The organism is Bacillus cereus (assembly GCF_007678085.1).
GTDB lineage: Bacteria > Bacillota > Bacilli > Bacillales > Bacillaceae_G > Bacillus_A > Bacillus_A cereus_BE.
Window position 1 is genome coordinate 710,165 of record NZ_VEDW01000002.1, and the last position, 25,296, is coordinate 735,460.

A 25,296-nucleotide genomic window follows, 5' to 3' on the forward strand; every position below is an offset into this window, starting at 1 on the left:
AAGAAGTATTCATTTTTGAACCGGAAAGAGACAGGGGGGCTAAGCATGACGGCGATTCACCGAATGGAGATTCCTGTACCATTTGCAGTTGAAACTGTGAATGTGCTTTTAGTTGAGGGGGAGACATTAACATTAATTGATACAGGAACGAATACAGAAGAGGCAAGAAGTGCGTTAGAAAGGCAATTAGGTGCGTTAGGATATGCGATAGAAGATATTGAAACAGTAGTCATTACGCATCATCATGCGGATCATTGTGGGCTTTTAAATATATTTTCTGAGAAAACGAACATTATTGGACACCCTTGGAATGAGCCTTGGATCACGCAAAATCCAGAATTTTTAAAGCGGTATCATGAGTTTTTTAGAGAGACAGCTTTGCAATTTGGTGTTCCAGCAGCATTTTTAAAAGACGAGGCGTTATTGACGACAAGGACACTGAAATATTCTTGTAATAGATCGTTAACGCATACTGTGAGAGAGGGAGATCGTATTGATTCAATGCCTGGATTTACAGTAATTGAAACACCAGGTCATGCTTCCACTCATATTTCATTATATAGAGAATCTGATGGAATATTAATTGGTGGGGATGCTCTCATTAGTCATATTTCTTCGAACCCAATATTAGAACCACCATATGAAGGACAAACAGAAAGAGCACGCCCATTATTACAATATAATCAAACGTTAAAGCGTTTAAGTGAAATGAATATTTCGCGCATTTTATCAGGACATGGAGAAGATGTTCTAAATGTGAAACAACTTATTGAAACGAGATTACAAAAGCAAGAAACACGTGCGTTTAAAGTGCTTGAGTTATTAAAGGAAAAACCAATGACAGCATTTGAAGTATGTGTAAAACTATTTCCAGTATTATATAAAGAACAATTGCCACTTACTATTTCAGAAACTGTTGGACAATTAGACTTTTTAGCATATAATCAACAAGTGATGATTGATGAATCTTCACAACAATTGATTTATTATGCAAAGTAGGTGACAGCAATGACGGGACGTTTACAAAATAAAGTAATCGTCATTACAGGTGCTTCTAGTGGAATTGGAGAGCAAGTTGCAATGCAAGTTGCAGAGCTAGGGGCGACTCCAGTATTAATGGCTAGAACAGAAGAGAAATTAAAAGCGTTAGCACACAAAATTAAAGAAACTTATAATACGCCTTGCTATTACTATGTATTAGATGTAAGCGAAGAGACGGAAGTACAATCTGTTTTTTCAAAGGTATTACAAGAAGTAGGACGTATTGATATATTAGTAAACAATGCGGGATTTGGTATTTTTAAAACGTTTGAAGATGCGTCAATGGATGAAGTGAAAGATATGTTCCAAGTAAATGTATTTGGATTAGTAGCTTGTACGAAAGCTGTACTACCTTATATGGTGAAAAGAAACGAAGGGCATATTATTAATATTGCTTCACTTGCTGGGAAAATTGCAACTCCGAAATCGAGTGCGTATGCTGCAACGAAACATGCAGTATTAGGATTTACGAATAGTTTACGCATGGAGTTGTCTAATGCAAATGTTTTCGTAACAGCGATTAATCCAGGTCCGATAGATACGAACTTTTTTGAAATAGCTGATCAATCTGGTACATATGTGAAAAATATGGGACGGTACATGTTAAAACCAACATATGTAGCAGAGCAAATCGTAAAATCGATGCAAACGAAAAAGCGTGAAGTAAACTTACCGAAGTGGATGGGCATTGGTCCGAAGCTGTATGCGCTATTCCCAGGTTTATTTGAGCGTGTTGCAGGCAAATCATTAAGTAAAAAATAGGAGATTTCCATATGGAAATCTCCTATTTTTTATTTTCCAGTCACATAATCGTAAACGATATCCTCAACTGCCTCGTATACATCAATTTCAGTATTTGAATGAATTATCGTTTGAATATGTTTAACAAGCATTTCCTGATCCTCATTTGACATAGGATTACATTGATATTGCTGAAAACTTTTTATAATCATTTTCTTAATTAATTTCTCATTCATGTTTTTCCCCGCCTGTATGTATACATGTATTGTTTTATTGTACTTGAAGTGAAATGAAAAAACTACTATACACTATTTGTGTATAAAAATTCTGTTGTGTATATTATTTTTCTAGTAAAATTAAGTTTTTGGAGTTTGTAAAATTAATAAATATTTAATTGACTCTATAAATATACAGTATTATAATCATACTTAATTTAAAGAATTGATATGAGGAGGAGCATATGAAAGTCGCAATTATTGGAGCAACTGGGTATGGAGGTATTGAATTAATTCGGTTATTAGAGCAACATCCATATTTTTCGATAGCATCTCTTCATTCTTTTTCGCAAGTTGGCGAGTGTATAACAAATGTATATCCGCATTTTCAAAATGTTCTTGTTCATACGTTACAAGAAATTGATGCGGAGGAAATAAAGAAGAAAGCAGAAATTGTATTTTTAGCAACCCCAGCAGGAGTATCAACAGAGTTAACTCCGAAATTATTAGCAGTAGGCTTAAAAGTAATTGACCTATCTGGAGATTTTCGTATGAAAGATCCTTCGATATATGAACAGTGGTATAAAAGGACAGCTGCAAAAGAAGAAGTTCTTAGTGAAGCTGTATATGGGTTAAGTGAATGGAAAAGGTCCGAGATTCAAAATACAAATTTAATTGCAAACCCAGGATGTTTTGCTACAGCAGCATTATTAGCGATATTGCCGTTAGTACGTAGCGGCATAATTGAAGAAGACTCCATTATTATTGATGCGAAATCAGGAGTCTCTGGAGCGGGCAAAATGCCAACAACAATGACTCACTTTCCTGAGTTATATGATAACTTGCACATTTATAAAGTAAATGAGCATCAACACGTTCCTGAGATTGAGCAAATGCTTGCAGAGTGGAATAGGGAAACGAAACCAATCACGTTTAGTACGCATTTAATACCGATATCACGGGGGATTATGGTTACACTTTATGCGAAAGTAAAACGAGAAATGGAAATAGAACAACTTCAAAAATTATATGAAGAAACGTATGAACAATCGGCTTTTATTCGAATTCGTACGCAAGGAGAATTTCCAAGTCCGAAAGAAGTAAGGGGCTCAAATTATTGTGATATAGGGATAGCTTACGATGAAAGAACAGGAAGGGTAACAGTCGTTTCTGTTATAGACAATATGATGAAAGGTGCGGCTGGGCAAGCGGTTCAAAATGCAAATATTGTAGCGGGACTAGAAGAAACAACAGGTTTACAACATATGCCGCTTTATCTATAAGGGGAGACATGATGATTAAAGTAGAGTCTATTACAAAATTAGAAAATGGTTCCATTGTAACGCCAAAAGGATTTTCGGCAATCGGTACTGCAAATGGTTTGAAAAAAGAAAAAAAGGATTTAGGTGTAATTATTTGTGAAGTGCCAGCATCATGTGCCGCTGTTTATACAACGAATCAAATACAAGCAGCCCCGTTGCAAGTAACGAAAGAAAGTATAGCGGCTGAAGGGAAATTACAAGCTATTATCGTCAATAGTGGAAATGCAAATGCTTGTACAGGAATGAAAGGCTTACAAGATGCTTACGAGATGCGTACATTAGGGGCGGAACATTTTGGAGTGAAAGAACATTACGTTGCAATAGCTTCAACAGGTGTAATTGGTGTTCCGTTACCGATGGATTTAATTCGAAAGGGAATTGCAACTCTTATCCCTACGAAGGAAGTAAGTGAAGCTCATTCTTTTTCTGAAGCGATTTTAACGACAGATCTTATAACGAAAGAAACGTGCTATGAGATGATGATTGATGAGAAGAAAGTGACGATTGCGGGTGTTGCGAAAGGTTCAGGGATGATTCATCCAAATATGGCAACGATGCTAAGTTTTATTACGACAGATGCTCATATAGAGCATGACGTATTGCAAATAGCATTATCCCAAATAACGAATCATACATTTAATCAAATTACGGTGGATGGAGATACTTCTACGAATGATATGGTCATCGCTATGGCAAGTGGATTATCAGAAACGAAACCAATCAATATGGAACATACAGATTGGGAAACTTTCGTATTTGCTTTACAGAAGGTATGTGAAGATTTAGCAAAAAAAATAGCACAAGACGGTGAAGGCGCTACGAAGTTAATAGAAGTAAATGTGTTAGGGGCCCGAACGAATGAAGAGGCAAAGAAAATTGCAAAGCAAATAGTCGGTTCGAGTCTTGTGAAAACAGCAATATATGGTGAAGACCCAAATTGGGGGCGAATTATTAGCAGTATGGGACAAAGTGAAGTAGCGATTCATCCAGATACAATTGACATTACTCTTCAATCTATCGCTGTGTTAAAAAATAGTGAACCTCAAATGTTTTCTGAAGAGGAAATGAAAAAGAAATTAAAAGAACATGAAATTATGATTGATGTGTATTTACATTTAGGAGAAGAGAACGGATCAGCTTGGGGCTGTGACTTAAGTTATGAATATGTGAAAATAAACGCTTGTTATCGTACATAAGGAGAGAGAAGATGAGCGATTATATTGTAGTGAAATGCGGCGGTAGTATGTTGGATCAATTAAATGATGTGTTTTTTGATTGTATAAAGAAATTGCAACAGAAGTATAAAGTAGTGATTGTCCATGGTGGTGGCCCAGAAATTGATGCGCAATTAAAAGGTTGTAACATCAAAGTAGAAAAAAGAGATGGGTTACGAGTAACACCAAAAGAAGTTATGGATATTGTTCAAATGGTGCTATGCGGAAGTACGAATAAAAAATTTGTAATGAAGTTGCAAAGGCATAATTTACTTGCGGTAGGTTGTTCAGGGTGTGACGGCAATTTACTTCAAGTTCAACCTGTCAGCGAAGAAATAGGATATGTGGGAGAGGTAAGTTATGTCGAAACAGCCTTACTAAAAGGATTGATAAATTTGAATTATATTCCTGTTATTGCTCCGATCGGGATACATGATAATGAGATTTATAACATAAATGCGGATACAGCTGCAGCTGGAATTGCAGCCGCATTATCCGCAAAAGAACTCATTTTTATTACGGATGTAGATGGGATATTACATGAAGGGAAGTTAGTAAAGAGAACGGATGAATTGGAAATTATTAATTTAATAGAAAAAGGAGTTATTACAGGCGGAATGATTCCGAAAGTACAAGCGGCACTAGCGTCATTAAAAATGGGAGTGCAAAAGATAAGTATTGTAAACGGTACAAAAGATTTTACTGAAGTTACGGGAGACTGTATCGGAACGACGGTAACGAAAGGAGTAAGTATCGTATGACAAGTCATCTTTTTCAAACGTATGGGAGAAGAAATGTTGAGTTTGTAAAGGGAAGTGGAACGAAAGTCATTGATGAAAATGGTAAGGGATATTTAGATTTTACATCAGGAATTGGCGTATGTAATTTAGGACATTGTCACCCTGAGGTTATGAAAGCTGTCCAAGAGCAACTTCATGATATATGGCATATATCTAACCTGTTTACAAACAGCTTACAAGAAGAAGTAGCGTCATTATTAACAGAAAATACAGCGTTAGATTCTGTTTTTTTCTGTAATAGCGGGTCAGAGGCGAATGAGGCTGCGTTGAAGCTAGCTCGTAAGTATACTGGAAAATCTCTCGTCGTAACATGCCAGCAGTCTTTTCACGGTAGAACATTCGCAACGATGAGTGCGACGGGGCAAAATAAGGTGAAAGAAGGGTTTGGTCCGCTCCTACCGTCTTTTTTACATACCCCATTTAACGATATAAAGGCATTAGAGGGAGTAATGAATGAAGAAGTAGCGGCAGTAATGGTAGAAGTTATTCAAGGAGAGGGAGGAGTCATCCCTGCTGATCTATCTTTTTTGAAAGCAATTGAAACATTATGTCATAAATTCGGTTCTTTATTTATTATTGACGAAGTACAAACAGGGATTGGAAGAACAGGGACATTATTTGCTTACGAGCAAATGGGAATATCTCCTCATATCGTTACTACCGCTAAGGCACTTGGAAATGGCATTCCTGTTGGAGCGATGATTGGCAGGAAAGAACTTGGAACATCGTTTACTGCAGGATCACACGGTTCAACGTTTGGTGGAAATTATATTGCAATGGCTGCAGCGAAAGAAGTATTGCAAGTAAGTAAGAAACCATCTTTTTTAAAAGAGGTAAAGGAAAAGGGCGAATACGTATTAGAGAAGTTACGAGAGGAATTACGACATGTTGAATGTATTCAAAATATACGTGGTAAGGGGCTTATGATTGGGATTGAGTGTAAGCATGAAGTTGCAAGTTTGATAGAACAACTAGAGAAAGAAGGACTTCTCGTATTACAAGCAGGATCTAATGTGATAAGACTATTACCACCACTTATTGTAACGAATGAAGAGTTAGAACAGGCAGTATATATGATAAAAAAAGTAGTTTGTACAAAAAACGTATCAATCATATAAGGGGGAAATTTTATGTCAACTGTACAAGTACCGAAATTAAATACGAAAGATCTTTTAACATTAGAAGAACTGACGCAAGAAGAAATCATTTCTTTAATTAAGTTCGCTATCTATTTAAAAAAGAATAAGCAAGAGCCTTTATTACAAGGAAAAATATTGGGGCTTATCTTTGATAAACATTCAACTCGTACTCGCGTATCTTTTGAAGCAGGAATGGTACAGCTCGGAGGACATGGTATGTTTTTAAGTGGGAAAGAGATGCAAATTGGAAGAGGGGAAACTGTTTCAGATACTGCGAAAGTATTATCTCATTATATTGACGGGATCATGATACGTACATTCTCACATGCCGATGTAGAAGAGCTTGCAAAAGAATCGAGTATACCTGTTATTAATGGATTAACGGATGATCACCATCCTTGTCAAGCGTTGGCAGATTTAATGACGATTTATGAAGAAGTGAAGACATTTAAAGGAATTAAATTAGCTTATGTAGGTGATGGGAATAACGTATGTCATTCATTGTTGTTAGCGAGTGCGAAAGTCGGAATGCATATGACTGTTGCGACGCCTGTAGGATATGAACCGAATGAGGAAATTGTAAAAAAAGCATTAATGATTGCTGAAGAAACAGGAGCTGAAATTGAAATTTTGTATAATCCTGAATTAGCAGTGAGTGAAGCAGATTTCATTTATACTGACGTTTGGATGAGCATGGGGCAAGAGGGAGAAGAAGAGAAATATACTTTATTTCAACCTTACCAAATTAATAAAGAACTTGTTATGCATGCGAAGCAAACATATCGTTTCTTACACTGTTTACCCGCCCATCGTGAAGAAGAAGTAACAGGAGAAATTATAGATGGACCACAGTCTATCGTCTTTGAGCAAGCTGGTAATCGATTGCACGCGCAAAAAGCATTATTAGTAAGTTTATTTAAAAATGTAGAAGAGCTTTCTTAAATGATGTGCACCTCAAATTGTTAGACACGAATAACAATTTGAGGTGCACTTTTTTACATTGAAATGTCATATGTATATTTAGTTAACCATTTTGATATCATCTATAATAAAAGAGAAACTGAAATTTGTTTTTCGGAGTGTGTAAGGGCATACTAGGTATAAAAATATAGTTAAAGAGATGATGAGAGTGAAAACAACTAAGAAAACATATTCGTTTTTTCAGCGGATGTGGAGAATATTAAAGTTTCAATATTATAAGTTACTTCGATCGCCAGAAGGAGCAAAGAAAGTATCATTAGGTTTTGCGATTGGTTTTGGTTTAGAGATGTTGGTCCTATATACGGCATCGCTCGTATATGTAATATTTTATCCGATCGTTCGATTAGTAAAGGGATCTTTTCCTGCTGCGGTTATTGGCAATATTATCGGGAAAATATCGTTTCTACCAGTATTTTTATTCCCGTTTGCTTATGCGTTAGGAAAAATGATATATCCATTTCAGGTACAAAAAATACATCATGAACCATTTACGATATCTGATTTGTTTTCAAGTCATATTTTTACGATATTGAAGGGTTTATTACAGAGTGAAGTGTATGTATTAATCGGAATGACGATTTTAGGATTTGTGTTTGGTGTAGTTTCATATTTCGTGGTGCATTATTTATATGAAAAGAACCGTAAGTTACGTTTGAAGAACAGAAAGAAACGAGTGAGAGAACCACTCGTGCAAATATAAAGAGTGTCACACTCATTTTCTCCTTTGAATATGTTTAAGAAAAAGGGGGAGAGAATGAATGTATTATTATTACGTACCGCAAGTATATCCATATGTAAATTATTATCCGGTTTATGATATGAATAGACAATACGAATTATATCGACAACAACAATTACAGCAAATACCACAAATACCACCACAACAATCTACGCAAGAACAAAAACCATATTTAACGACATGGCCATATTCAAATGTATACTATGGTAATTATTACGAATCATAAAGCTGCTTCTATTTAGAAGCAGCTTTATGCGTTTGTTTTCAAAATTAAATTTTGAATGGTTTGAAGAGAGTGAATGAGTTTTTCACGTTCTTCCTCAGATAATGTTTGGAAATTTTCTTTTAATTTGTCTAAAATGAATTGTTGATACTGATTTACTAACAATTTCCCTTCAGCTGTTAGGGAAATTAAAATGACCCGTCGATCTTTTTCGCTATAATGACGCTCTATTAGTTCTTCTTGAATCAATTTGTTTAATAGAGGTGTCATGTTAGGCCTTGAAATCGCTAGCCGCTTGCCGATTTCGGAAACTGCTAATGTGCCATTTTCATGCAGAAGTAGCAATACTTGTGTATGTGATGGCGGCATATGTCTTTGAGAAGAAAATTCTCCAGGAAGCATAAATTTGCGATAAAAAAGAGGCACTAGCGAAAGAAGATGATCAACAATACGTTCCCACTCGCGTGATTCCATATAAAGGCCCCCTTCCACTCTCATTGTAACAAAAAAGACATGTTATAAAAATAGAATTGTTTCATGGAAATTTTAATATTTGTAGGCCAACACTTTTTTTGTAAATGAATCGGCAATAATCGTATAGCCTTTGTCATTAGGGTGTACTTGGTCAAAGAGTAATTCTTTCTTATCATTAGATATTAATTTGCGAATTGGTAAAACGATAGATGGTTGATTTGCTTTTGCAATGGAATAAACGGATTCATTCCAGCCGTCTAAAAACATATCTGCATAACTTGTGATGGAGTCATCGAGTTGTAACGGGTTATAGAGTTCAGAAAGAATGAGTAAAGCATCCGGATTTTCATCTCGAACTGTCTTTACAATACTTTTTACATCCGCTTCAAAATGAGCCTTTTCTTTATTTAACATTTTAATACCATCTATAACACCGACATCTCGATTTAAACGAAATAAATTATTTCCTCCAATATTAATTGTAATGATATTTGCCGCTCTAATTTTTTGTTTTACATCTTCTGATTGAACTTTTTTAACGAGACGATCTGTTGTAAGACCATTGATACCAAGGTTTTCTACTGTAATTGGTTTATGAATTTGTGATTCTATTTGTCTCGAGGCTAATTCAGCAAATCCCCCTTGTGTCGATCCATATCCTTTGGCAAGTGAATCACCTAGTACGAGATGATAAAAGGACTCGTTTGTTTGTTTATCAATCCAACTTGGAGTAGATGTTTTTTCAGTTTTTTCTTCAGGTTCATTTTGCTTTGTCTCATCGTTCTTTTCAAAATAAGAATAAGAAATGATTAGAAGGAGGAGACAAACAATTGTTAAGATGACTTTTTTCATAATTCATCCTCCTTGTAATTGGTAATTGTATCATATTCAGCAGTATTAGCAATGTAAGGGCATATTATATGTTTATGAAAAGTTTACAATAACTTTACAGAAAATTTGTAGAAGTATGTCAAAAAATATTGACGATATGAAAGGACATTATATATGATAATGTCAGATAAGGTAAAATTCTACATAGTGGGAGCTTTATCTCCCGTTAATTGCTAGTCTTCATCAATTGATCGTTTAAGGGGACTAATCGTTAGCGCAGGATGAAATGAAAATCGTGTATCTAATAGAAGAAAAAAGGTATGTGGTTAGAGACTAATAGAAATTCATTTCATTATTCTTTGGTAATTGTATAAGGGGGATTTTTTGTGAAAAAGTCAAAAAAAATGCTAGCTGGAGCAACTCTTGCTATAGGTGTAATAGCGCCACAAGTATTGCCAACAACAGCTCATGCGGATGAGAACAATGGGGAGAGTACGGTTAACTTACGAATTCTAGAAACATCAGATATTCACGTTAACTTAATGAATTACGATTATTATCAAACAAAAACCGATAATAAAGTAGGTCTCGTGCAAACAGCAACACTTGTTAATAAAGCACGTGAAGAAGCGAAGAACTCTGTCCTATTTGATGATGGGGATGCATTACAAGGGACACCACTTGGAGATTATGTAGCGAATAAAATAAATGATCCGAAGAAGCCTGTGGATCCTAGTTATACACATCCATTATATCGTTTAATGAATTTAATGAAGTATGACGTCATCTCTCTTGGGAATCATGAATTTAACTACGGTTTAGACTATTTAAACAAAGTAATTAGTAAAACAGAGTTCCCGGTTATTAACTCGAACGTCTATAAAGATGATAAAGATAATAATGAAGAGAACGACCAAAATTACTTTAAACCATATCATGTTTTTGAAAAAGAAGTAGAAGATGAATCAGGGCAAAAACAAAAAGTGAAAATTGGTGTAATGGGATTTGTTCCACCTCAAGTTATGAACTGGGATAAAGCAAATTTAGAAGGAAAAGTGAAAGCGAAAGATATAGTTGAAACAGCGAAGAAAATGGTGCCAAAAATGAAAGCAGAAGGTGCAGATGTTATCGTTGCGCTAGCACATTCCGGTGTTGATAAGAATGGATACAACGTTGGCATGGAAAATGCGTCGTATTATTTAACAGAAGTTCCTGGTGTAGATGCAGTATTAATGGGGCATTCACATACTGAAATGAAGGATGTATTTAATGGTGTTCCAGTTGTAATGCCTGGTGTCTTTGGAAGTAACTTAGGTATTATTGATATGCAATTGAAAAAGGTAAACGGAAAATGGGAAGTACAAAAAGAACAATCGAAGCCGCAACTTCGTCCGATTGCTGATAGTAAAGGGAACCCGTTAGTAAAATCTGATCAAACATTAGTTAATGAAATTAAAGATGATCATCAAGCGACAATTGATTATGTGAATACAGCTGTAGGAAAAACGACAGCGCCAATTAATAGTTATTTCTCATTAGTACAAGATGATCCTTCTGTACAACTTGTAACAAATGCACAAAAATGGTATGTAGAAAAGTTATTTGCTGAAAATGGGCAGTACAGCAAATATAAAGGAATTCCAGTTTTATCTGCAGGAGCACCATTTAAAGCAGGTGGCCGAAACGGTGCTACATATTATACGGATATTCCAGCTGGAACGTTAGCAATTAAAAACGTGGCAGATTTATATGTATATCCAAATACGTTATATGCTGTAAAAGTAAATGGGGCACAAGTGAAAGAATGGCTTGAAATGTCTGCAGGTCAGTTTAATCAAATCGATCCAAAGAAAACAGAAGAACAACCATTAGTAAATATAGGCTATCCTACATATAACTTCGATATTTTAGATGGATTAAAATACGAAATTGATGTAACACAACCAGCGAAATACGATAAAGATGGAAAAGTTGTAAATGCAAATACGAATCGTATTATAAATATGACATATGCAGGTAAGCCAGTAGCTGACAATCAAGAGTTCATCGTCGCTACAAATAACTATCGCGGAAGTAGCCAAACGTTCCCTGGTGTAAGTAAAGGGGAAGTTGTATACCAATCACAAGATGAAACACGTCAAATCATTGTCAAGTATATGCAAGAAACACCAGTTATTGATCCAGCAGCAGATAAAAATTGGACGTTTAAACCGATTGTTGCAGATAAATTACATACAACATTCGATTCTTCACCAAATGCACAAAAGTATATAAAGAAAGATGGGAAAATATCATATGTTGGACCATCTGAAAATGAATTTGCTAAATATGCAATTGATATAACGAAGAAGAACGATGATGATAAGGAAACTGGTGGAGAGAATCCAACAACACCGCCAACAGGTGAAGGAAATAATGGAGAGAATCCAACGACACCACCAACAGGTGAAGGAAATAATGGAGGAAATCCAACGACACCACCAACAGGTGAAGGAAATAATGGAGGAAATCCAACGACACCGCCAACAGATGAAGGTAATAATACAGGATCTGGACAAACTACAACGGATAATCAAAACGCAAAAGAAACAACAACTGTAAGTGAAAATAAAGAAGAACGTGATTTACCGAAAACAGGTACAAGTGTTGCTTCTACAATTGGAGCAGGCTTGGCTTTTGTTGGAGCGGGATTACTTCTGTTATTTAGAAGAAAGAAAGCAAATAGATAGTCGAGAAATAAAAAAGGATTACCGATTCAGGTAATCCTTTTTTTATTATGACATTGTAATTGCTTTTTCTTTCTTCCATGAAAGGCCAAATCCAGTAAAGCCGACGATAATCGTTACGACTGGGCAAGCTAAACAGAAAATTGCGTATGGAAGGTAATCGAATGTTGGAACGCTAAGGACGTTTGTTAAGAATACGCCACTTACACCCCATGGTACGAGCGGGTTAATAACTGTACCTGCATCTTCAAGTACACGTGATAAATTACGACGCTCTAAACCAACTTCATCGTATTTATTAGCAAATGCTTGTCCTGTTAAAACGATGGATAAGTACTGCTCACCAAGTAAGAAGTTTACACCAATTGCAGTTGAAGCAGTAGAAATAATTAAGCGTGTGCTATTTTTTACGAAGCTAGAGATGATATTCATTAGCTGCGTGATAATACCCATTCCTTGTAGTAATCCTCCCATACAAAGAGCTAGGAAAATAAGGGCAATCGACATCATCATACTTTGTAGACCACCGCGAGATAGTAAGCTATCAATGTCTTTAATACCAGTTTTAGAAACGTAGCCGTCTTGCATAATTTTCATTAAATCAGCTAAAGAAGTGCTAGGTTTAAAAATAAAGAGAATAATAATTCCTACCATAATTCCTGCAAGCAATGTTGGAACTGCTGGGACTTTTTTAAATGCGAATAAGAACAGTAATACAATTGGAATAAGTGTAACGATAGAAATCGTTGCGTTTTTTTCTAATGTGCTAATAAAGTTTGTAAAGTCAACGTCTCCACTCGTACCGCTTCCTAAAATGAAAAATGCGATAAAAGCAATAATGAAAGCTGGAACTGTTGTCCAAAGCATGTTACGAATATGCTCAAATAAATCTACACCCGTTACAGCAGGAGCTAAGTTTGTTGTATCAGATAAAGGAGACATTTTATCTCCAAAGAATGCGCCAGAAATAATTGCACCAGCGATTAGAGCCGGATCGTATCCGAGAGCACTACCCATACCCATAAAGGCAAGTCCTACAGTTGCGGCAGTTGTAAAGGCACTACCGATACTTGTTCCAACAATTGCACAAACAACAAAAACAGTTGGAACGAAAATCTTTGGAGATACAAGCTGGAAGCCGTATACCATTAAAGTTGGAATTGTTCCAGCAGCGATCCAAACACTAATTAATACGCCTACAAGTAAGAAAATAAAAATAGATGGAATACCAGCTGAAATACTACTAATCATCCCTTTCTCCATCGTAGACCAAGAGATTTTTTTCATAAATCCAAATGCTAATAAAAGCACGATACCAAATAAAATTGGGATGTGTGGTGAAACTTCTAATTGAATAACACTAAAGCCAATACAGAAAAAGATAAATAATGTTAAAAGAACAGATTCAATTTTTGAAACCATTGTTTTTCCCTCCTAAGTAATCTAAAATAGCTCTTTTTTATATAAAATTCGCCAATATTGTTTATTTCCTTCTAAAATTTAGAATTTTGTGACAAATTACCGGTAATTGTTGATCCTTCAATATGATACGGAAATGATTGGATAAAAAAACGTCCCTGCATATAAATATGCAGGGACGAAGAAATCGCGGTACCACCCTAGCTTGTGAAATGAATGTATCACAAAATAAAGGGTCGTATGATATGCGCTAATAAAATAAAAACGCCCCTGCAATATATGCAGGGACGAAAAATTCGCGGTACCACCCTAAATTGTGAAACAGTTTCGTTTCACCACTCTTTAGATATAACGGTCTATAACCGTCTTTCACTACTCCTTACGTTTCGCAAAAGAAGCTCCAGGGGGTAATTCATAATTCGCTCTGTACTGGTTCGCACCGACCACCAGCTCTCTGAAATCAGAAATCGAAATACTACTAAATCCTATCAATGCCGATTCATATGATGTTAGTTAAATTTTTATCATATATTCATCATACATGTCAATAAAAATGTGTAATATTTTTTTAGGGAAATAAAGGAGATAGGTTTTAACACTGAAAAATGTGCGTTATAATGAATTTGAAAGGGGAGGAAAGAGTGAAGAAAAAAATAATTCTTTTTACCACCTTACTAGTCATTGGCGGAAGTGCTGGAATTTACACGGCTTTTGCAGCTGAATCAGAGCAGGCGAAGCAAAAGCAAATGCAGCAGTCAGAAGTGAAGAAAGTGAAAGAAACTGAAGAGAAGAAGTCGATGGAAAAAGCAGCTGAGAAACTAGGGGTTTCTACGGAAGGAAAAACAAAAGAAGAGGTTACGAAAGAAGTAAATACCGCGAGATTTGAGAAGCGCCATGATTTATTGATTGAACATGCAAAACAACTTGGAATTGATACAGAAGGAAAAAAAGATGAAGAGATTATTTTAGAAATTGGAAAGATACAACATGGAAAGTAGAACAACTTATCGTATGATAGGTTGTTCTTTTTTAAGAACTACTTGATTTAAAAATAATTGACAGTCATTTATTTTTAATGTTAACTATATTTATAAACTAGTTAACATTAGGGGTGACAATTGTGACTTTTAGTAAGAGTACGACTGACAAACCATCTTATACATATGAAGAGTTATCGGAGAAAAACAAAGCCTATGTATGGCACCCATTTACACAAATGAAGGATTATTTAGAAGAAGATCCTGTCATTATTGAACGTGGAGAGGGAAGAAAGCTATACGATGTAAATGGAAATGAATATTGGGACGGTGTTTCATCTATTTGGTTAAATGTTCACGGACATCAAGTACCAGAATTAGATGAAGCAATTCGTGAGCAATTAAATAAAATCGCCCATTCTACTATGCTAGGACTTGCTAACGTTCCATCTATTTTATTAGCAGAAAAAATAATTGAAGTTGTACCAAAAGGTTTGAAGAAAGTATTTTATTCAGACTCTGGTTCTAGCGCTGTTGAAATTGCAATTAAGATGGCCTTTCAATATTGGCAGCATAAAGGAAAACCGAAGAAACAAAGATTTGTTACATTAAAAGAAGCGTATCACGGTGATACAATTGGAGCTGTTTCAGTAGGAGCAATAGACTTGTTTCACCAAGTGTATAGTTCACTTTTATTTGAAGCGATTAAAATGCCTTATCCATATACATATCGTTCTCCTTATGGAAATAATAAGGAGGAAATTGTAAAAAAACATTTAGAAGAAATGGAAGAGTTGCTGAAAGACAAACATGAAGAAATTGCGGCGATTATTGTAGAACCTTTAATGCAAGGTGCTGGCGGTATGATTACAATGCCAAAAGGATACTTAAAAGGGCTACGTAATTTATGTACAAAATATAACGTTTTATTTATTACAGATGAGGTAGCGACTGGATTTGGGCGTACCGGGAAAATGTTTGCATGTGAACATGAAAATGTAACGCCGGACATTTTAACAGCCGGAAAAGGTTTAACGGGCGGATATTTACCAGTTGCAATCACCGTAACGACAGATGAAATTTATAATGCCTTTTTAGGAGGCTATGAAGAACAAAAAACATTTTTCCACGGTCATAGTTATACAGGGAATCCGTTAGGGTGTGCGGTAGCAATTGCGAATCTAGAACTATATGAGAAAACAAATTTAATAGAAGAAGTGGCACGTAAAACAAAATATGTGGCGATGCAATTAGAATCGCTCTTTGCATATAAACATGTAGGGGATATTCGTCAGTGCGGGTTAATGGTTGGAATTGAACTTGTGAAGAATAAGGAAACGAAAGAAGCGTTTGAATGGACAGAGAGAGTCGGTGTTCAAGTATGTAAACGATCAAGAGAGCTAGGCATGATCTTGCGACCGCTCGGTAATACGATTGTATTTATGCCTCCTCTTGCTTCTACAATTGATGAGATTGATGATATGTTACGTATTTTGTATAAAGCAATCTCGGATGTTACGGAGGGAGAATAATGAGTGGTTTTTTTGTAACAGCAACGGATACTGAAGTGGGGAAAACTGTCGTTGCCGGTGCATTAGCAGGTGTATTTAGAGAATTGGGATATAACATCGGGGTATATAAACCGTTGCAAAGTGGACATGTTGCATCAAATCCAGAGGGAGATGCAGCAAGGTTAAAGGCATTATCAGGTGTACCGACAAAAGAAGATGAAATTTGCCCGTATTCTATTGAAGAACCTCTTGCTCCGAGACTTGCCATGAAAAAAGCTGGAAGGACAGTAACGTTAAAAGACATTATTCATCACTATAATGAACGATTGAAAGAGTTTAATAGTCTGCTTGTAGAAGGGGCCGGTGGATTAGCTGTTCCGTATACAGAGGACGCTTTAGTAATTGATTTCGCAAAAGAATTACAGCTTCCTCTTATTGTAGTAGCACGTCCTACATTAGGAACAGTAAATCATACAGTTTTAACGATTGCTTATGCAAAGGCACATGGTTTAACGGTAGCGGGTGTCATTTTATCTGGCTGCAAAGAATGCGAAATGGAAAGAGTACAAGAAAATAAAGAAATGATTGAAGAGTTAAGTGGGGTACCGGTTTTAGGTTTATTACCATTCTTTGAAGGTGAGTTTACAAAAGAAGAAGCCTTGGAATCTGCTAAAGAATATATAATGATTTCAAAATTAGAGGAGCTTATCCGAAATGAATCAAACGTGGCACACACATCTTCAATCTAAATTGCAACAATTAAATAAGCAAGGGCAGTATCGCAATTTACATGTAACCGAACAAGCAGAAGAGACATGGCTTGTTCGAGATGGGAAAAGGATGCTAAATTTAGCATCAAATAATTATTTAGGGTTAGCTGGGGATGAAAGGTTAAAAGAAGCTGCTATTGCATGCACAAGAAAATATGGAACTGGGGCGACAGCATCAAGGCTTGTTGTAGGAAATTATTCACTGTATGAAGAGGCTGAGAGAAGTATATGCGATTGGAAAGGCACTAACAAAGCCTTAGTTGTAAATAGTGGATATACCGCAAATGTTGGAGTGATTTCTTCATTAGCCAGTCGTCACGACGTTGTTTTTAGTGACAAATTAAATCATGCAAGCATCGTTGATGGAATTATATTAAGCGGGGCAGAGCATAAAAGATATCGTCATAATGATTTAGATCATTTAGAGAAGCTGTTGCAAGTAGCGCCGCCCAAAAAGAAGAAATTAATCGTAACTGATACTGTTTTTAGTATGGATGGTGATACTGCATATTTAAGAGAGCTAGTGCAAATGAAAGAGAAATACGGAGCAATGATTATAGTTGATGAAGCACATGCGAGTGGAATATATGGAATGGATGGAGCAGGATTATCGCATATAGAAAAAGATATTGCTCAAAAAATTGATATACACATGGGGACGTTTAGCAAGGCTTTAGGGTGTTATGGTGCGTATTTGACAGGCGATGCAATGTATATAGAGTATTTACAAAATACGATGAGAAGCTTTATTTTTACTACTGCATTACCGCCAGGAACATTAGGAGCGGTACAAAAAGCAATTGAAATTGTAAAGGAAGATAATGAAAGAAGAGAGAGACTTGTAGAGAATGGAGCATATTTCAGAAACCATTTACGAGAAGCTGGTTTTGATATTGGGAATAGCTCAACTCATATTGTACCGATTGTAGTCGGTTCAAATGAAACAGCTTTACGGTTTAGTAAAAGGTTACAAGAGGTAGGTATTGCAGCAATTGCAATTCGTCCACCAACGGTTCCAGTTAATAGTTCAAGGATCCGTTTTGCAGTTACGTCCCAACATACAATAGCTGATTTGAACTGGGCTATTCAGCATATTATACGCATTGGTAAAGAAGAGGGGTTTTTAGTATGAAAGAGCTAAAGATTATTTTTATTCCTGGGTGGGGAATGGAAGAAGATGTTTGGACTTTAGTTCTGCCGTATTTTAAAGGGTATTCTGTTCAATGTATCAATTGGCGTAATGTGAAAGAACAAAGTGAATTCGCGGGGCGAATAATAGAGGTAGCAAAGGATGAAAATGTAATTTTAGTTGGTTGGTCACTAGGTGCATTAGCGGCAGTTCAAGCTCATAAAAAGGTTAAGGCAAAGGGTATCGTATTAATTGGTGGTACTGCTAAATTTACAAATACGAGCGACTATACGAGTGGATGGAATACTTTACATGTAGAACGGCTGAAAAAGAATTTGGTGAGAAAGAAAGAAGAAACGCTCAAGCGGTTTTATGAAAATATGTTTACGAAAGATGAGCTGAAAGAGAATAAAAGGTTTGAAGATATGATAAAACACTTTAAAGGTGATTCTATTCAGTCTTTACAATTAGGTTTAGATTATTTAATAGAAACAGATATGAGGGAAGAACTGAAAGAAATTAAAGTTCCTATACTACTTATTCATGGAGAGCAGGATGTAATATGCCCATTGTCTGCAGCACGTAGTATGGCTGAGAATGAAACTGCCATGCTCAAGGTAGTAAATGAGGCTGGACACGCATTATGCGTAACGAATTTTGAAAATTGCGGAAATGAGATAATTCAATTTGTAGAGGGGATACGACATGATCAACAAAACGTTACTGCAAAAACGGTTTAATGTGGCAGCTGTATCCTACGATCAATATGCAAATGTACAAAAAAAGATGGCACATTCATTACTTTCTACATTGAATCGGCGATATAGTGCAAATGCATCGATACGTATTTTAGAACTTGGATGTGGGACAGGATACGTTACAGAGCAATTATCAAACTTATTTCCGAAAGCGCATATTACAGCCATTGATTTTGCTGAAAGTATGATTGAGGTTGCGAAAACTAGACAAAATGTGAAAAATGTAACGTTTTACTGTGAGGATATCGAAAGATTACGACTAGAGGAAACGTATGATGTCATTATTTCAAATGCCACATTTCAATGGCTAAATGATTTAAAACAAGTGATAAAAAATTTATTTCATCATTTGTCTATAGATGGGATATTACTCTTTTCAACGTTTGGACAGGAAACATTTCAAGAATTGCATGCTTCGTTTCAGCAGGCGAAAGAAGAAAAAAATATACAAAAAGAAACATCGATTGGGCAACGTTTTTATTCGAAAAATGAGTTGCGCCATATTTGTGAAATAGAAGCAGGGGATGTACATGTTTCTGAAACATGTTACATAGAAAGATTTACAGAAGTTAGGGAGTTTCTACATTCTATTCGAAAAGTAGGAGCAACCAATAGTAATGCAGAATCGTATTGTCAAAGTCCCTCACTCTTTCGTACGATGCTTCGCATATACGAAAGAGACTTCACGGAAAATGAAGGGATAATGGCAACGTATCATGCTTTATTTATGCATATAACAAAAGAGGGGAAGAGATGAAATGAAACAAGTACAAACAAAAAGGGATTGGAAAAAACTTGCATATGACGTAGTAGAAGAGAAAATGATTACGAAAGAGGATGCAATAGCGATATTAGAAGCTGATGATACAGAAGTTTTAGAAATTATGAATGCTGCTTACATCATTCGCCATCATCACTTTGGTAAGAAAGTAAAATTGAATATGATTATTAATACGAAATCGGGATTATGTCCTGAGGATTGCGGATATTGTTCACAGTCTATTATTTCAGAGGCACCAATTGATAAATATGCATGGCTAACGCAGGAAAAGATTGTAGAAGGAGCACACGAAGCAATTCGCCGTAAAGCGGGTACATATTGTATTGTAGCATCTGGTCGTCGTCCGACAGATAAAGAGGTGAATCACGTAATTGGAGCAGTTAAAGAGATTCGTGAAACGACAGATTTGAAGATTTGTTGTTGTTTAGGTTTTTTAAACGAAGATCAAGCAGGACGTTTAGCGGAAGCGGGTGTACATCGTTATAACCACAACTTAAATACACATGCGAATAATTACGAAAGCATTTGCTCCACTCATACGTATGATGATCGTGTTGATACAGTTCAAAAAGCGAAACAAGCGGGTATTTCACCATGCTCTGGAGCGATTTTTGGAATGGGAGAGACAATAGAAGAGCGTGCTGAAATTGCATTTGAATTACAACGTATAGATGCAGATTCAATTCCATGTAATTTCCTTGTTGCTGTAAAGGGTACGCCGCTTGAAGGACAAAAAGAATTAACGCCGGTAGAATGTTTAAAAGTGCTGGCGATGATGCGTTTTGTAAACCCAACGAAAGAAATTCGCATTTCAGGGGGACGTGAAATCAATTTACGTTCTGTACAGCCAATCGGTTTATTTGCAGCGAACTCTATTTTTGTTGGAGACTACTTAACTACAGCTGGACAAGAACCGACTGCAGACTGGGGTATGATTGAAGATTTAGGGTTTGAGATTGAGGAATGTGCATTATAAGATAGAAAAAAGCAAACTTGTAAAAGAGTTTGCTTTTTTTGTAAATAAAATGTAATAAATAGTTGTGAACACTTGATATTACTGGTTTTTGAGCGAAAAAAAGAATTTTGGTGGACGAATTTTCCAAGCCCCAATTGTACATAGTAAATATGTAATTTATATTGGGTTGGAGGATTTTACATGCACAAATATATATTAGCGATTATGACTTTCCTAATTTTACTAAAAGCAATAAGTGCTGATCCAGTTAAGGTCGCCGAAAATCCTGAACAAAAAGAGATGCAACAACGAATTGAACAACATTTTCGAACGAAAGCTGAACATTTTGGATTGAAAACAGAAGGGAAAGATTTAAAGGAAGTACGAAAAGAAATTACTATTATAGAAGAAGCAAAGAAAAGAGAGAATGTATGGAGAACAGCACAAACGCTTCGTATACAAACAGAAGGAAAAACAATGGATGAATTAATAAAAGATGTACGGAAAAAAGTAAAAAAATAAAAAGAGGCCGCAGCCTCTTTTTTATTTTTTTATGCCCATTGTTTTGATAAGTGAGCCATTTCAATCGCAGCAACGGCGGATTCATAGCCTTTATTACCAGCTTTCGTGCCTGCGCGTTCAATTGCTTGCTCAATCGTTTCAGTTGTTAATACACCGAAAATAACTGGGATGTCTGTTTGTAGTGATAAAGATGCCACTCCTTTTGCCACTTCATTACAAACGTAATCGTAATGTGTTGTAGCACCGCGAATTACAGTGCCTAACGTAATAACAGCATCATACTTCCCGCTATTAGCCATCTTTTTAGCGATTAAAGGAATTTCGAATGCGCCAGGAACCCAAGCGACATCGATATCAGTTTCTTCTACACCGTGACGCTTTAATCCGTCTAAAGCTCCGCCAAGTAACTTACTTGTAATAAATTCATTAAAACGTCCAACAACAACCCCAACCTTTAATCCTGTACCAACTAAATGACCTTCGAATACCATAATGAATCTCTCCCTTTATTATAAGTTTAGTAAATGTCCTAATTTGTTTACTTTCGTTTGTAAATACGTTTTATTCTCTTCTTTTGTTGGCATTTGCAATGGAACACGCTCGATTACTTCTAAATCGTAACCTTGTAAGCCAGCAATTTTTCGCGGATTATTCGTTAATAATCGTAAATGTTGTAAACCTAAATTTTTTAAAATTTGAGCGCCAATACCGTAATCACGCAAATCAGCTGGGAACCCAAGTTTTTCGTTTGCTTCTACAGTATCGAAGCCTTCTTCTTGTAACTTATAAGCGCGAAGCTTATTAAGAAGGCCAATACCTCGTCCTTCTTGTCTCATATAGAGAAGAACGCCTTTTCCTTCACGCTCAATTTGAGCAAGTGCAGCATGGAGTTGTGGTCCGCAATCACAGCGGCACGAGCCAAATACATCTCCTGTTAAGCACTCTGAATGAACGCGTACAAGTACAGGTTCTCCTGTTGAAATATCACCTTTTACGAGTGCGATATGTTCTTTCGTATCTAATGAATTAGAATAGCCAATTGCATGGAAAGTACCGAAATCTGTAGGTAATGTAATTTCCACTTCTCGCGTAACTAGTGTTTCATGGTGGCGGCGATAAGCAATTAAATCTTCTATTGTAATCATTTTTATATCAAATTGTTTTGCACACTGTAGTAAATCAGGTACGCGTGCCATCGTACCGTCCTCATTGATAATCTCGCAAATGACTCCAGCTGGTTCTGCTCCGCAAAGTCTGGCTAAATCGACAGCAGCTTCTGTATGACCAGCGCGGCGCAGGACACCGCCTTCTTTCGCGATTAATGGAAAGATATGTCCAGGACGATTGAAATCAGCACCTTTTGATGCAGGGTTTAACAATTCTTGTATCGTAGTTGCCCGTTCGTGAGCGCTAATTCCTGTTGTTGTAGAAACATGATCAATACTCACTGTAAATGCAGTATGATGCGAATCCGTATTATGAGCTACCATTGGTTCTAATTGTAGGCGTTCTGCGTACTCTTCCGTAATCGGTACACAAACGAGGCCGCGCCCATGTGTAATCATAAAGTTAATCGTTTCTGGCGTAATATACTCTGCTAAAGCGATAAAGTCGCCTTCATTTTCACGGTTTTCATCATCGCATACGATAACGACTTTTCCTTGTTTTAAATCTTCTAGAGCTTCTTCAATACGATGAAACATCATACTTCCCCCTTATAGAAATCCGTTTTCTTGTAAAAAGCTTTCGGTCATTGAACCTGTTCGTTTTACCGGTTTAGAAAGAAAGCGTTCGATATATTTACCAATCATGTCACACTCAATGTTTACGATGTCACCGGCATTCTTTTCTCCAATAACAGATTCACTTACTGTGTGCGGGATGAGTGAGATTGTGATGGAAGATTCGTCTATATCAAATATTGTTAAACTCGTTCCATCAACAGCAACGGATCCTTTATGCAAACAATAGCGCAGCAATTCATCAGCAATAGCTATTTTGTAATAGACGGCATTATAGTGTTGTTTTTTGTTTAATATCGTTCCGATGCCATCAATATGTCCTGAAACGAAATGTCCACCGAATCGTCCGTTTGCAGCCATTGCTCGTTCTAAATTTACTTTAGAGTGTGGTTTAAGCATGCGAAGTGATGTTGATTGCATCGTTTCAGGCATTGCGTCCACTGTGAATGAAGTTGTTGTGAAACTCGTTACAGTTAAGCAAATACCGTTAACCGCGATACTATCACCTAAGTGAGCATCTGATAAAATTTTATTTGCGTGGATCATTAACTTCATCGCTTCTCCGCTTTGTTGCATGTTTGTAATCGTTCCTAACTCTTCTACAATTCCTGTAAACATTCCGTCACCTCGCTTCGGGCATTCGCAACGATTTTTATATCATCGCCAATTTGTTTCATCTCTTGAATTTCCAAGGAAAGTGCATCTTGTAATGCTGCGAAACCATTTCCGCCAAATAAAGTAGGGGCATCTTTCCCACCAATTAATATCGGGCTTATATAAGTTACAATTTCATTGAAATGCTTTGTTTGTAAGAAGCTTGCATGAATCGATTGGCCTCCTTCAACGAATAAAGAAAGAATTTGCTTTTCTCCAAGAAAGAAAAGGAGGTCCTCAATTTCAATTTGCTTCGTTTTCATTTGGAATATCACTATATTTTCAGATTCATAAGAAGCTATTTTCTCTTTATTTACATCCTTACCGACAAAAATCCATGTCGGTGCTAAACCATCTGTTATGACATGAGAAGATGGTGGTGTTCGTAAATGGGTATCTAAAATAACGCGAATAGGATTTTTACCCCCGTTAGGAATTCTAGTTGTTAAATGCGGATTATCAGCTATAACTGTATTCACTCCAACAAGAATTGCATCATGTGTATGGCGATATTGGTGAACATCAGCTCGTGCTTCTTCACCTGTAATCCACTTACTTTCACCAGTGATAGTTGCTGTTTTCCCATCTAAGCTCATCGCTGTTTTTATTGTTACAAATGGACGTTTCGTTTTCATGTAGTGAAAAAAGAAACGATTTAATAAAGTGGCTTCTGCTTTAAGAACGCCGGTAGTTACTTCAATGCCAGCTTCTTCTAATCTCCTTTTTCCATTACCAGAAACGAGAGGATTGCAATCAAGAGTAGCAATTACAACCCGTTTGACTCCTTTTTTGATGAGCAATTCACAGCAAGGTGGTGTTTTTCCAAAATGGCTACACGGTTCAAGTGTTACATAAACGGTAGATCCTTTTGCTTTTTCACCAGCCATATGAAGAGCATAAACTTCTGCGTGTTCTTCACCAGCACGTAAATGAGCTCCCATACCGACGATGTTTCCGTCTTTTACAATAACAGCACCAACCATAGGATTGGGACTTGTTTGTCCGGATGTTCCTTCTGCTAACTGTAGAGCAATCCTCATATATTCTTGATCTGTCATTCTCTTCACCTCTCCTGAAAAAAATCAAAAAACCCCAAGGATTTATATCCTTGGGGTTTGGGAGACGTGATTTCTAGAAATATAGTTCGAATACGAAAGTATAGGAAAGAAACCTAACGATGATTGATATTTTGGCATAAGGAAAAGACCTAGCAAAATATCGAATTTTCAAACGCTAGTTGTATCTTTTTATTTCAGTATAGAAAGAAAAGTATACAAAATAAAACATATATATAGATTTGAATTGAATCTATAAAAATATGCATACTGAAATAAAAGTGTATTCGCTATATAAAATTACTAGAAAACATATCCTTCTCCCATCCAGACTATACTGTCGGCCCTAGAGTTTCACTAGATCCACCGTTTTCGAGTTGAAAACGGGTCACGGACTTAGAAGTTTGCACTTCATCACCGCCGGTTGGGAATTTCACCCGACCCCGAAGGATGTTGTTTGCTCAAATTATAGCACAAAAAAAATAAAAGGCTAGTAAAAAATATTCGAATGTGAAGAATTGTGTGAAAATATATGCAGGCTGGCATGGAGACAAAAGTATGAGAAATGTTGTAAGGA

At 36.3% G+C, this 25,296-nt stretch carries 26 protein-coding genes, 1 riboswitch and 1 other annotated feature; of the genes, 18 read left to right on the forward strand and 8 right to left on the reverse strand.

The features are described 5' to 3' along the window. Positions 1-45 precede the first annotated feature (45 nt). Entirely contained in the window at positions 46-999 is a 954-nt protein-coding gene (locus tag FS742_RS12920; protein ID WP_144612725.1) for an MBL fold metallo-hydrolase, read from the forward strand. A gap of 9 nt (positions 1,000-1,008) precedes the next feature. After that, positions 1,009-1,803: an SDR family oxidoreductase gene (locus FS742_RS12925; RefSeq protein ID WP_144612727.1), complete on the forward strand. Its 795-nt coding sequence runs from the start codon at positions 1,009-1,011 to the stop codon at positions 1,801-1,803. A 29-nt stretch (positions 1,804-1,832) separates the two neighbouring features. Here FS742_RS12925 and FS742_RS12930 read toward each other — a convergent pair whose 3' ends face one another. Then, positions 1,833-2,018: a YqzH family protein gene (locus tag FS742_RS12930; RefSeq protein ID WP_144612729.1), complete on the reverse strand. Its 186-nt coding sequence runs from the start codon at positions 2,016-2,018 to the stop codon at positions 1,833-1,835. Between the two features lie 224 nt (positions 2,019-2,242). Here FS742_RS12930 and argC point away from each other — a divergent pair, with 224 nt between their 5' ends. The 7 genes from argC to FS742_RS12965 all read left to right on the forward strand — a co-directional run bounded on the left by argC (position 2,243) and on the right by FS742_RS12965 (position 8,418). Continuing rightward, positions 2,243-3,280 (forward strand): N-acetyl-gamma-glutamyl-phosphate reductase, encoded by a 1,038-nt coding sequence (gene argC, locus FS742_RS12935; protein ID WP_144612731.1) that lies wholly within the window; start codon positions 2,243-2,245, stop codon positions 3,278-3,280. Between the two features lie 11 nt (positions 3,281-3,291). Further along, positions 3,292-4,515, forward strand: coding sequence for a bifunctional glutamate N-acetyltransferase/amino-acid acetyltransferase ArgJ (gene argJ / locus FS742_RS12940; RefSeq protein ID WP_144612733.1), 1,224 nt, complete (start codon positions 3,292-3,294; stop codon positions 4,513-4,515). 11 nt (positions 4,516-4,526) lie between these two features. Further along, entirely contained in the window at positions 4,527-5,294 is a 768-nt protein-coding gene (gene argB / locus FS742_RS12945; protein ID WP_144612735.1) for an acetylglutamate kinase, read from the forward strand. Continuing rightward, positions 5,291-6,451, forward strand: coding sequence for an acetylornithine transaminase (locus FS742_RS12950; RefSeq protein WP_144612737.1), 1,161 nt, complete (start codon positions 5,291-5,293; stop codon positions 6,449-6,451). Before argB ends, FS742_RS12950 begins: the two co-directional genes overlap by 4 nt. A 12-nt stretch (positions 6,452-6,463) precedes the next feature. Next, positions 6,464-7,414, forward strand: a complete 951-nt coding sequence (argF, locus tag FS742_RS12955) for an ornithine carbamoyltransferase (RefSeq protein WP_144612739.1) — start codon at positions 6,464-6,466, stop codon at positions 7,412-7,414. A gap of 178 nt (positions 7,415-7,592) precedes the next feature. Further along, complete coding sequence (locus FS742_RS12960; RefSeq protein ID WP_144612741.1) at positions 7,593-8,153, forward strand: DUF2062 domain-containing protein; 561 nt, start codon at positions 7,593-7,595, stop codon at positions 8,151-8,153. Between the two features lie 58 nt (positions 8,154-8,211). Continuing rightward, positions 8,212-8,418 (forward strand): hypothetical protein, encoded by a 207-nt coding sequence (locus tag FS742_RS12965; RefSeq protein WP_144612743.1) that lies wholly within the window; start codon positions 8,212-8,214, stop codon positions 8,416-8,418. A gap of 24 nt (positions 8,419-8,442) precedes the next feature. Here FS742_RS12965 and FS742_RS12970 read toward each other — a convergent pair whose 3' ends face one another. Together FS742_RS12970 and FS742_RS12975 are read right to left on the reverse strand one after the other, a co-directional pair. Then, positions 8,443-8,889, reverse strand: a complete 447-nt coding sequence (locus tag FS742_RS12970; protein WP_000445817.1) for a MarR family winged helix-turn-helix transcriptional regulator — start codon at positions 8,887-8,889, stop codon at positions 8,443-8,445. A 72-nt stretch (positions 8,890-8,961) separates the two neighbouring features. After that, complete coding sequence (locus FS742_RS12975) at positions 8,962-9,741, reverse strand: GDSL-type esterase/lipase family protein (RefSeq protein WP_087956871.1); 780 nt, start codon at positions 9,739-9,741, stop codon at positions 8,962-8,964. A gap of 365 nt (positions 9,742-10,106) precedes the next feature. Here FS742_RS12975 and cpdB point away from each other — a divergent pair, with 365 nt between their 5' ends. Further along, a complete protein-coding gene (gene cpdB, locus FS742_RS12980) occupies positions 10,107-12,449 on the forward strand; it encodes a bifunctional 2',3'-cyclic-nucleotide 2'-phosphodiesterase/3'-nucleotidase (RefSeq protein WP_144612745.1) in 2,343 nt (780 codons plus the stop codon). Between the two features lie 45 nt (positions 12,450-12,494). On the opposite strand, the gene nhaC is transcribed toward cpdB, so the two are convergent. After that, a complete protein-coding gene (nhaC, locus tag FS742_RS12985; protein ID WP_144612747.1) occupies positions 12,495-13,868 on the reverse strand; it encodes a Na+/H+ antiporter NhaC in 1,374 nt (457 codons plus the stop codon). 277 nt (positions 13,869-14,145) lie between these two features. Continuing rightward, positions 14,146-14,366 (reverse strand) — a binding site (T-box leader). Positions 14,367-14,506: 140 nt separating this feature from the next. Here nhaC and FS742_RS12990 point away from each other — a divergent pair. The 8 genes from FS742_RS12990 (at position 14,507) to FS742_RS13025 (ending at position 21,268) form a co-directional block, all read left to right on the forward strand. After that, a complete protein-coding gene (locus FS742_RS12990) occupies positions 14,507-14,863 on the forward strand; it encodes a hypothetical protein (RefSeq protein ID WP_144612748.1) in 357 nt (118 codons plus the stop codon). Positions 14,864-14,985: 122 nt separating this feature from the next. Beyond that, positions 14,986-16,374 (forward strand): adenosylmethionine--8-amino-7-oxononanoate transaminase, encoded by a 1,389-nt coding sequence (gene bioA / locus FS742_RS12995; RefSeq protein WP_144612750.1) that lies wholly within the window; start codon positions 14,986-14,988, stop codon positions 16,372-16,374. Then, positions 16,374-17,102, forward strand: a complete 729-nt coding sequence (gene bioD, locus FS742_RS13000; protein ID WP_144612752.1) for an ATP-dependent dethiobiotin synthetase BioD — start codon at positions 16,374-16,376, stop codon at positions 17,100-17,102. Before bioA ends, bioD begins: the two co-directional genes overlap by 1 nt. Further along, positions 17,068-18,255, forward strand: coding sequence for an 8-amino-7-oxononanoate synthase (gene bioF, locus FS742_RS13005; protein WP_144612754.1), 1,188 nt, complete (start codon positions 17,068-17,070; stop codon positions 18,253-18,255). The genes bioD and bioF overlap by 35 nt, the downstream gene beginning before the upstream one ends. Beyond that, positions 18,252-18,992, forward strand: coding sequence for an alpha/beta fold hydrolase (locus FS742_RS13010; RefSeq protein ID WP_144612756.1), 741 nt, complete (start codon positions 18,252-18,254; stop codon positions 18,990-18,992). The genes bioF and FS742_RS13010 overlap by 4 nt, the downstream gene beginning before the upstream one ends. After that, complete coding sequence (bioC, locus tag FS742_RS13015; RefSeq protein WP_144612757.1) at positions 18,958-19,767, forward strand: malonyl-ACP O-methyltransferase BioC; 810 nt, start codon at positions 18,958-18,960, stop codon at positions 19,765-19,767. Before FS742_RS13010 ends, bioC begins: the two co-directional genes overlap by 35 nt. 1 nt (position 19,768) lies before the next feature. Continuing rightward, positions 19,769-20,767: a biotin synthase gene (bioB, locus tag FS742_RS13020; RefSeq protein ID WP_144612759.1), complete on the forward strand. Its 999-nt coding sequence runs from the start codon at positions 19,769-19,771 to the stop codon at positions 20,765-20,767. Between the two features lie 180 nt (positions 20,768-20,947). Then, on the forward strand, positions 20,948-21,268 hold the full coding sequence (locus FS742_RS13025; protein WP_144612761.1) for a hypothetical protein: 321 nt from the start codon (positions 20,948-20,950) through the stop codon (positions 21,266-21,268). Positions 21,269-21,297: 29 nt separating this feature from the next. Here the strand turns inward: FS742_RS13025 and ribH are convergent, their stop codons facing one another. From ribH to ribD, 4 genes are read right to left on the reverse strand one after another with little or no spacing between them, the layout of a single operon-like run. After that, the gene (ribH, locus tag FS742_RS13030) at positions 21,298-21,759 is read right to left on the reverse strand and encodes a 6,7-dimethyl-8-ribityllumazine synthase (RefSeq protein WP_000230900.1); all 462 of its coding nucleotides are present in this window, start codon (positions 21,757-21,759) and stop codon (positions 21,298-21,300) included. Between the two features lie 18 nt (positions 21,760-21,777). After that, a complete protein-coding gene (ribBA, locus tag FS742_RS13035) occupies positions 21,778-22,971 on the reverse strand; it encodes a bifunctional 3,4-dihydroxy-2-butanone 4-phosphate synthase/GTP cyclohydrolase II (RefSeq protein ID WP_144612763.1) in 1,194 nt (397 codons plus the stop codon). 12 nt (positions 22,972-22,983) lie between these two features. Further along, on the reverse strand, positions 22,984-23,628 hold the full coding sequence (gene ribE / locus FS742_RS13040; RefSeq protein ID WP_144612765.1) for a riboflavin synthase subunit alpha: 645 nt from the start codon (positions 23,626-23,628) through the stop codon (positions 22,984-22,986). After that, a complete protein-coding gene (ribD, locus tag FS742_RS13045) occupies positions 23,610-24,722 on the reverse strand; it encodes a bifunctional diaminohydroxyphosphoribosylaminopyrimidine deaminase/5-amino-6-(5-phosphoribosylamino)uracil reductase RibD (RefSeq protein WP_144612767.1) in 1,113 nt (370 codons plus the stop codon). Before ribD ends, ribE begins: the two co-directional genes overlap by 19 nt. Positions 24,723-25,030: 308 nt before the next feature. Continuing rightward, positions 25,031-25,174, reverse strand: a riboswitch (FMN riboswitch). Between the last annotated feature and the right edge of the window lie 122 nt (positions 25,175-25,296).

Excerpts from the sequence above, each read along its gene's own strand:
- FS742_RS12920 (WP_144612725.1), top strand. The coding sequence starts at position 46 with ATGACGGCGATTCACCGAATGGAGATTCCTGTACCATTTGCAGTTGAA.
- FS742_RS12925 (WP_144612727.1), top strand. The coding sequence starts at position 1,009 with ATGACGGGACGTTTACAAAATAAAGTAATCGTCATTACAGGTGCTTCT.
- FS742_RS12930 (WP_144612729.1), bottom strand. The coding sequence starts at position 2,018 with ATGAATGAGAAATTAATTAAGAAAATGATTATAAAAAGTTTTCAGCAA.
- argC (WP_144612731.1), top strand. The coding sequence starts at position 2,243 with ATGAAAGTCGCAATTATTGGAGCAACTGGGTATGGAGGTATTGAATTA.
- argJ (WP_144612733.1), top strand. The coding sequence starts at position 3,292 with ATGATTAAAGTAGAGTCTATTACAAAATTAGAAAATGGTTCCATTGTA.
- argB (WP_144612735.1), top strand. The coding sequence starts at position 4,527 with ATGAGCGATTATATTGTAGTGAAATGCGGCGGTAGTATGTTGGATCAA.
- FS742_RS12950 (WP_144612737.1), top strand. The coding sequence starts at position 5,291 with ATGACAAGTCATCTTTTTCAAACGTATGGGAGAAGAAATGTTGAGTTT.
- argF (WP_144612739.1), top strand. The coding sequence starts at position 6,464 with ATGTCAACTGTACAAGTACCGAAATTAAATACGAAAGATCTTTTAACA.
- FS742_RS12960 (WP_144612741.1), top strand. The coding sequence starts at position 7,593 with ATGATGAGAGTGAAAACAACTAAGAAAACATATTCGTTTTTTCAGCGG.
- FS742_RS12965 (WP_144612743.1), top strand. The coding sequence starts at position 8,212 with ATGTATTATTATTACGTACCGCAAGTATATCCATATGTAAATTATTAT.
- FS742_RS12970 (WP_000445817.1), bottom strand. The coding sequence starts at position 8,889 with ATGGAATCACGCGAGTGGGAACGTATTGTTGATCATCTTCTTTCGCTA.
- FS742_RS12975 (WP_087956871.1), bottom strand. The coding sequence starts at position 9,741 with ATGAAAAAAGTCATCTTAACAATTGTTTGTCTCCTCCTTCTAATCATT.
- nhaC (WP_144612747.1), bottom strand. The coding sequence starts at position 13,868 with ATGGTTTCAAAAATTGAATCTGTTCTTTTAACATTATTTATCTTTTTC.
- bioD (WP_144612752.1), top strand. The coding sequence starts at position 16,374 with ATGAGTGGTTTTTTTGTAACAGCAACGGATACTGAAGTGGGGAAAACT.
- bioF (WP_144612754.1), top strand. The coding sequence starts at position 17,068 with ATGAATCAAACGTGGCACACACATCTTCAATCTAAATTGCAACAATTA.
- FS742_RS13010 (WP_144612756.1), top strand. The coding sequence starts at position 18,252 with ATGAAAGAGCTAAAGATTATTTTTATTCCTGGGTGGGGAATGGAAGAA.
- bioC (WP_144612757.1), top strand. The coding sequence starts at position 18,958 with ATGATCAACAAAACGTTACTGCAAAAACGGTTTAATGTGGCAGCTGTA.
- bioB (WP_144612759.1), top strand. The coding sequence starts at position 19,769 with ATGAAACAAGTACAAACAAAAAGGGATTGGAAAAAACTTGCATATGAC.
- FS742_RS13025 (WP_144612761.1), top strand. The coding sequence starts at position 20,948 with ATGCACAAATATATATTAGCGATTATGACTTTCCTAATTTTACTAAAA.
- ribH (WP_000230900.1), bottom strand. The coding sequence starts at position 21,759 with ATGGTATTCGAAGGTCATTTAGTTGGTACAGGATTAAAGGTTGGGGTT.
- ribBA (WP_144612763.1), bottom strand. The coding sequence starts at position 22,971 with ATGTTTCATCGTATTGAAGAAGCTCTAGAAGATTTAAAACAAGGAAAA.
- ribE (WP_144612765.1), bottom strand. The coding sequence starts at position 23,628 with ATGTTTACAGGAATTGTAGAAGAGTTAGGAACGATTACAAACATGCAA.
- ribD (WP_144612767.1), bottom strand. The coding sequence starts at position 24,722 with ATGACAGATCAAGAATATATGAGGATTGCTCTACAGTTAGCAGAAGGA.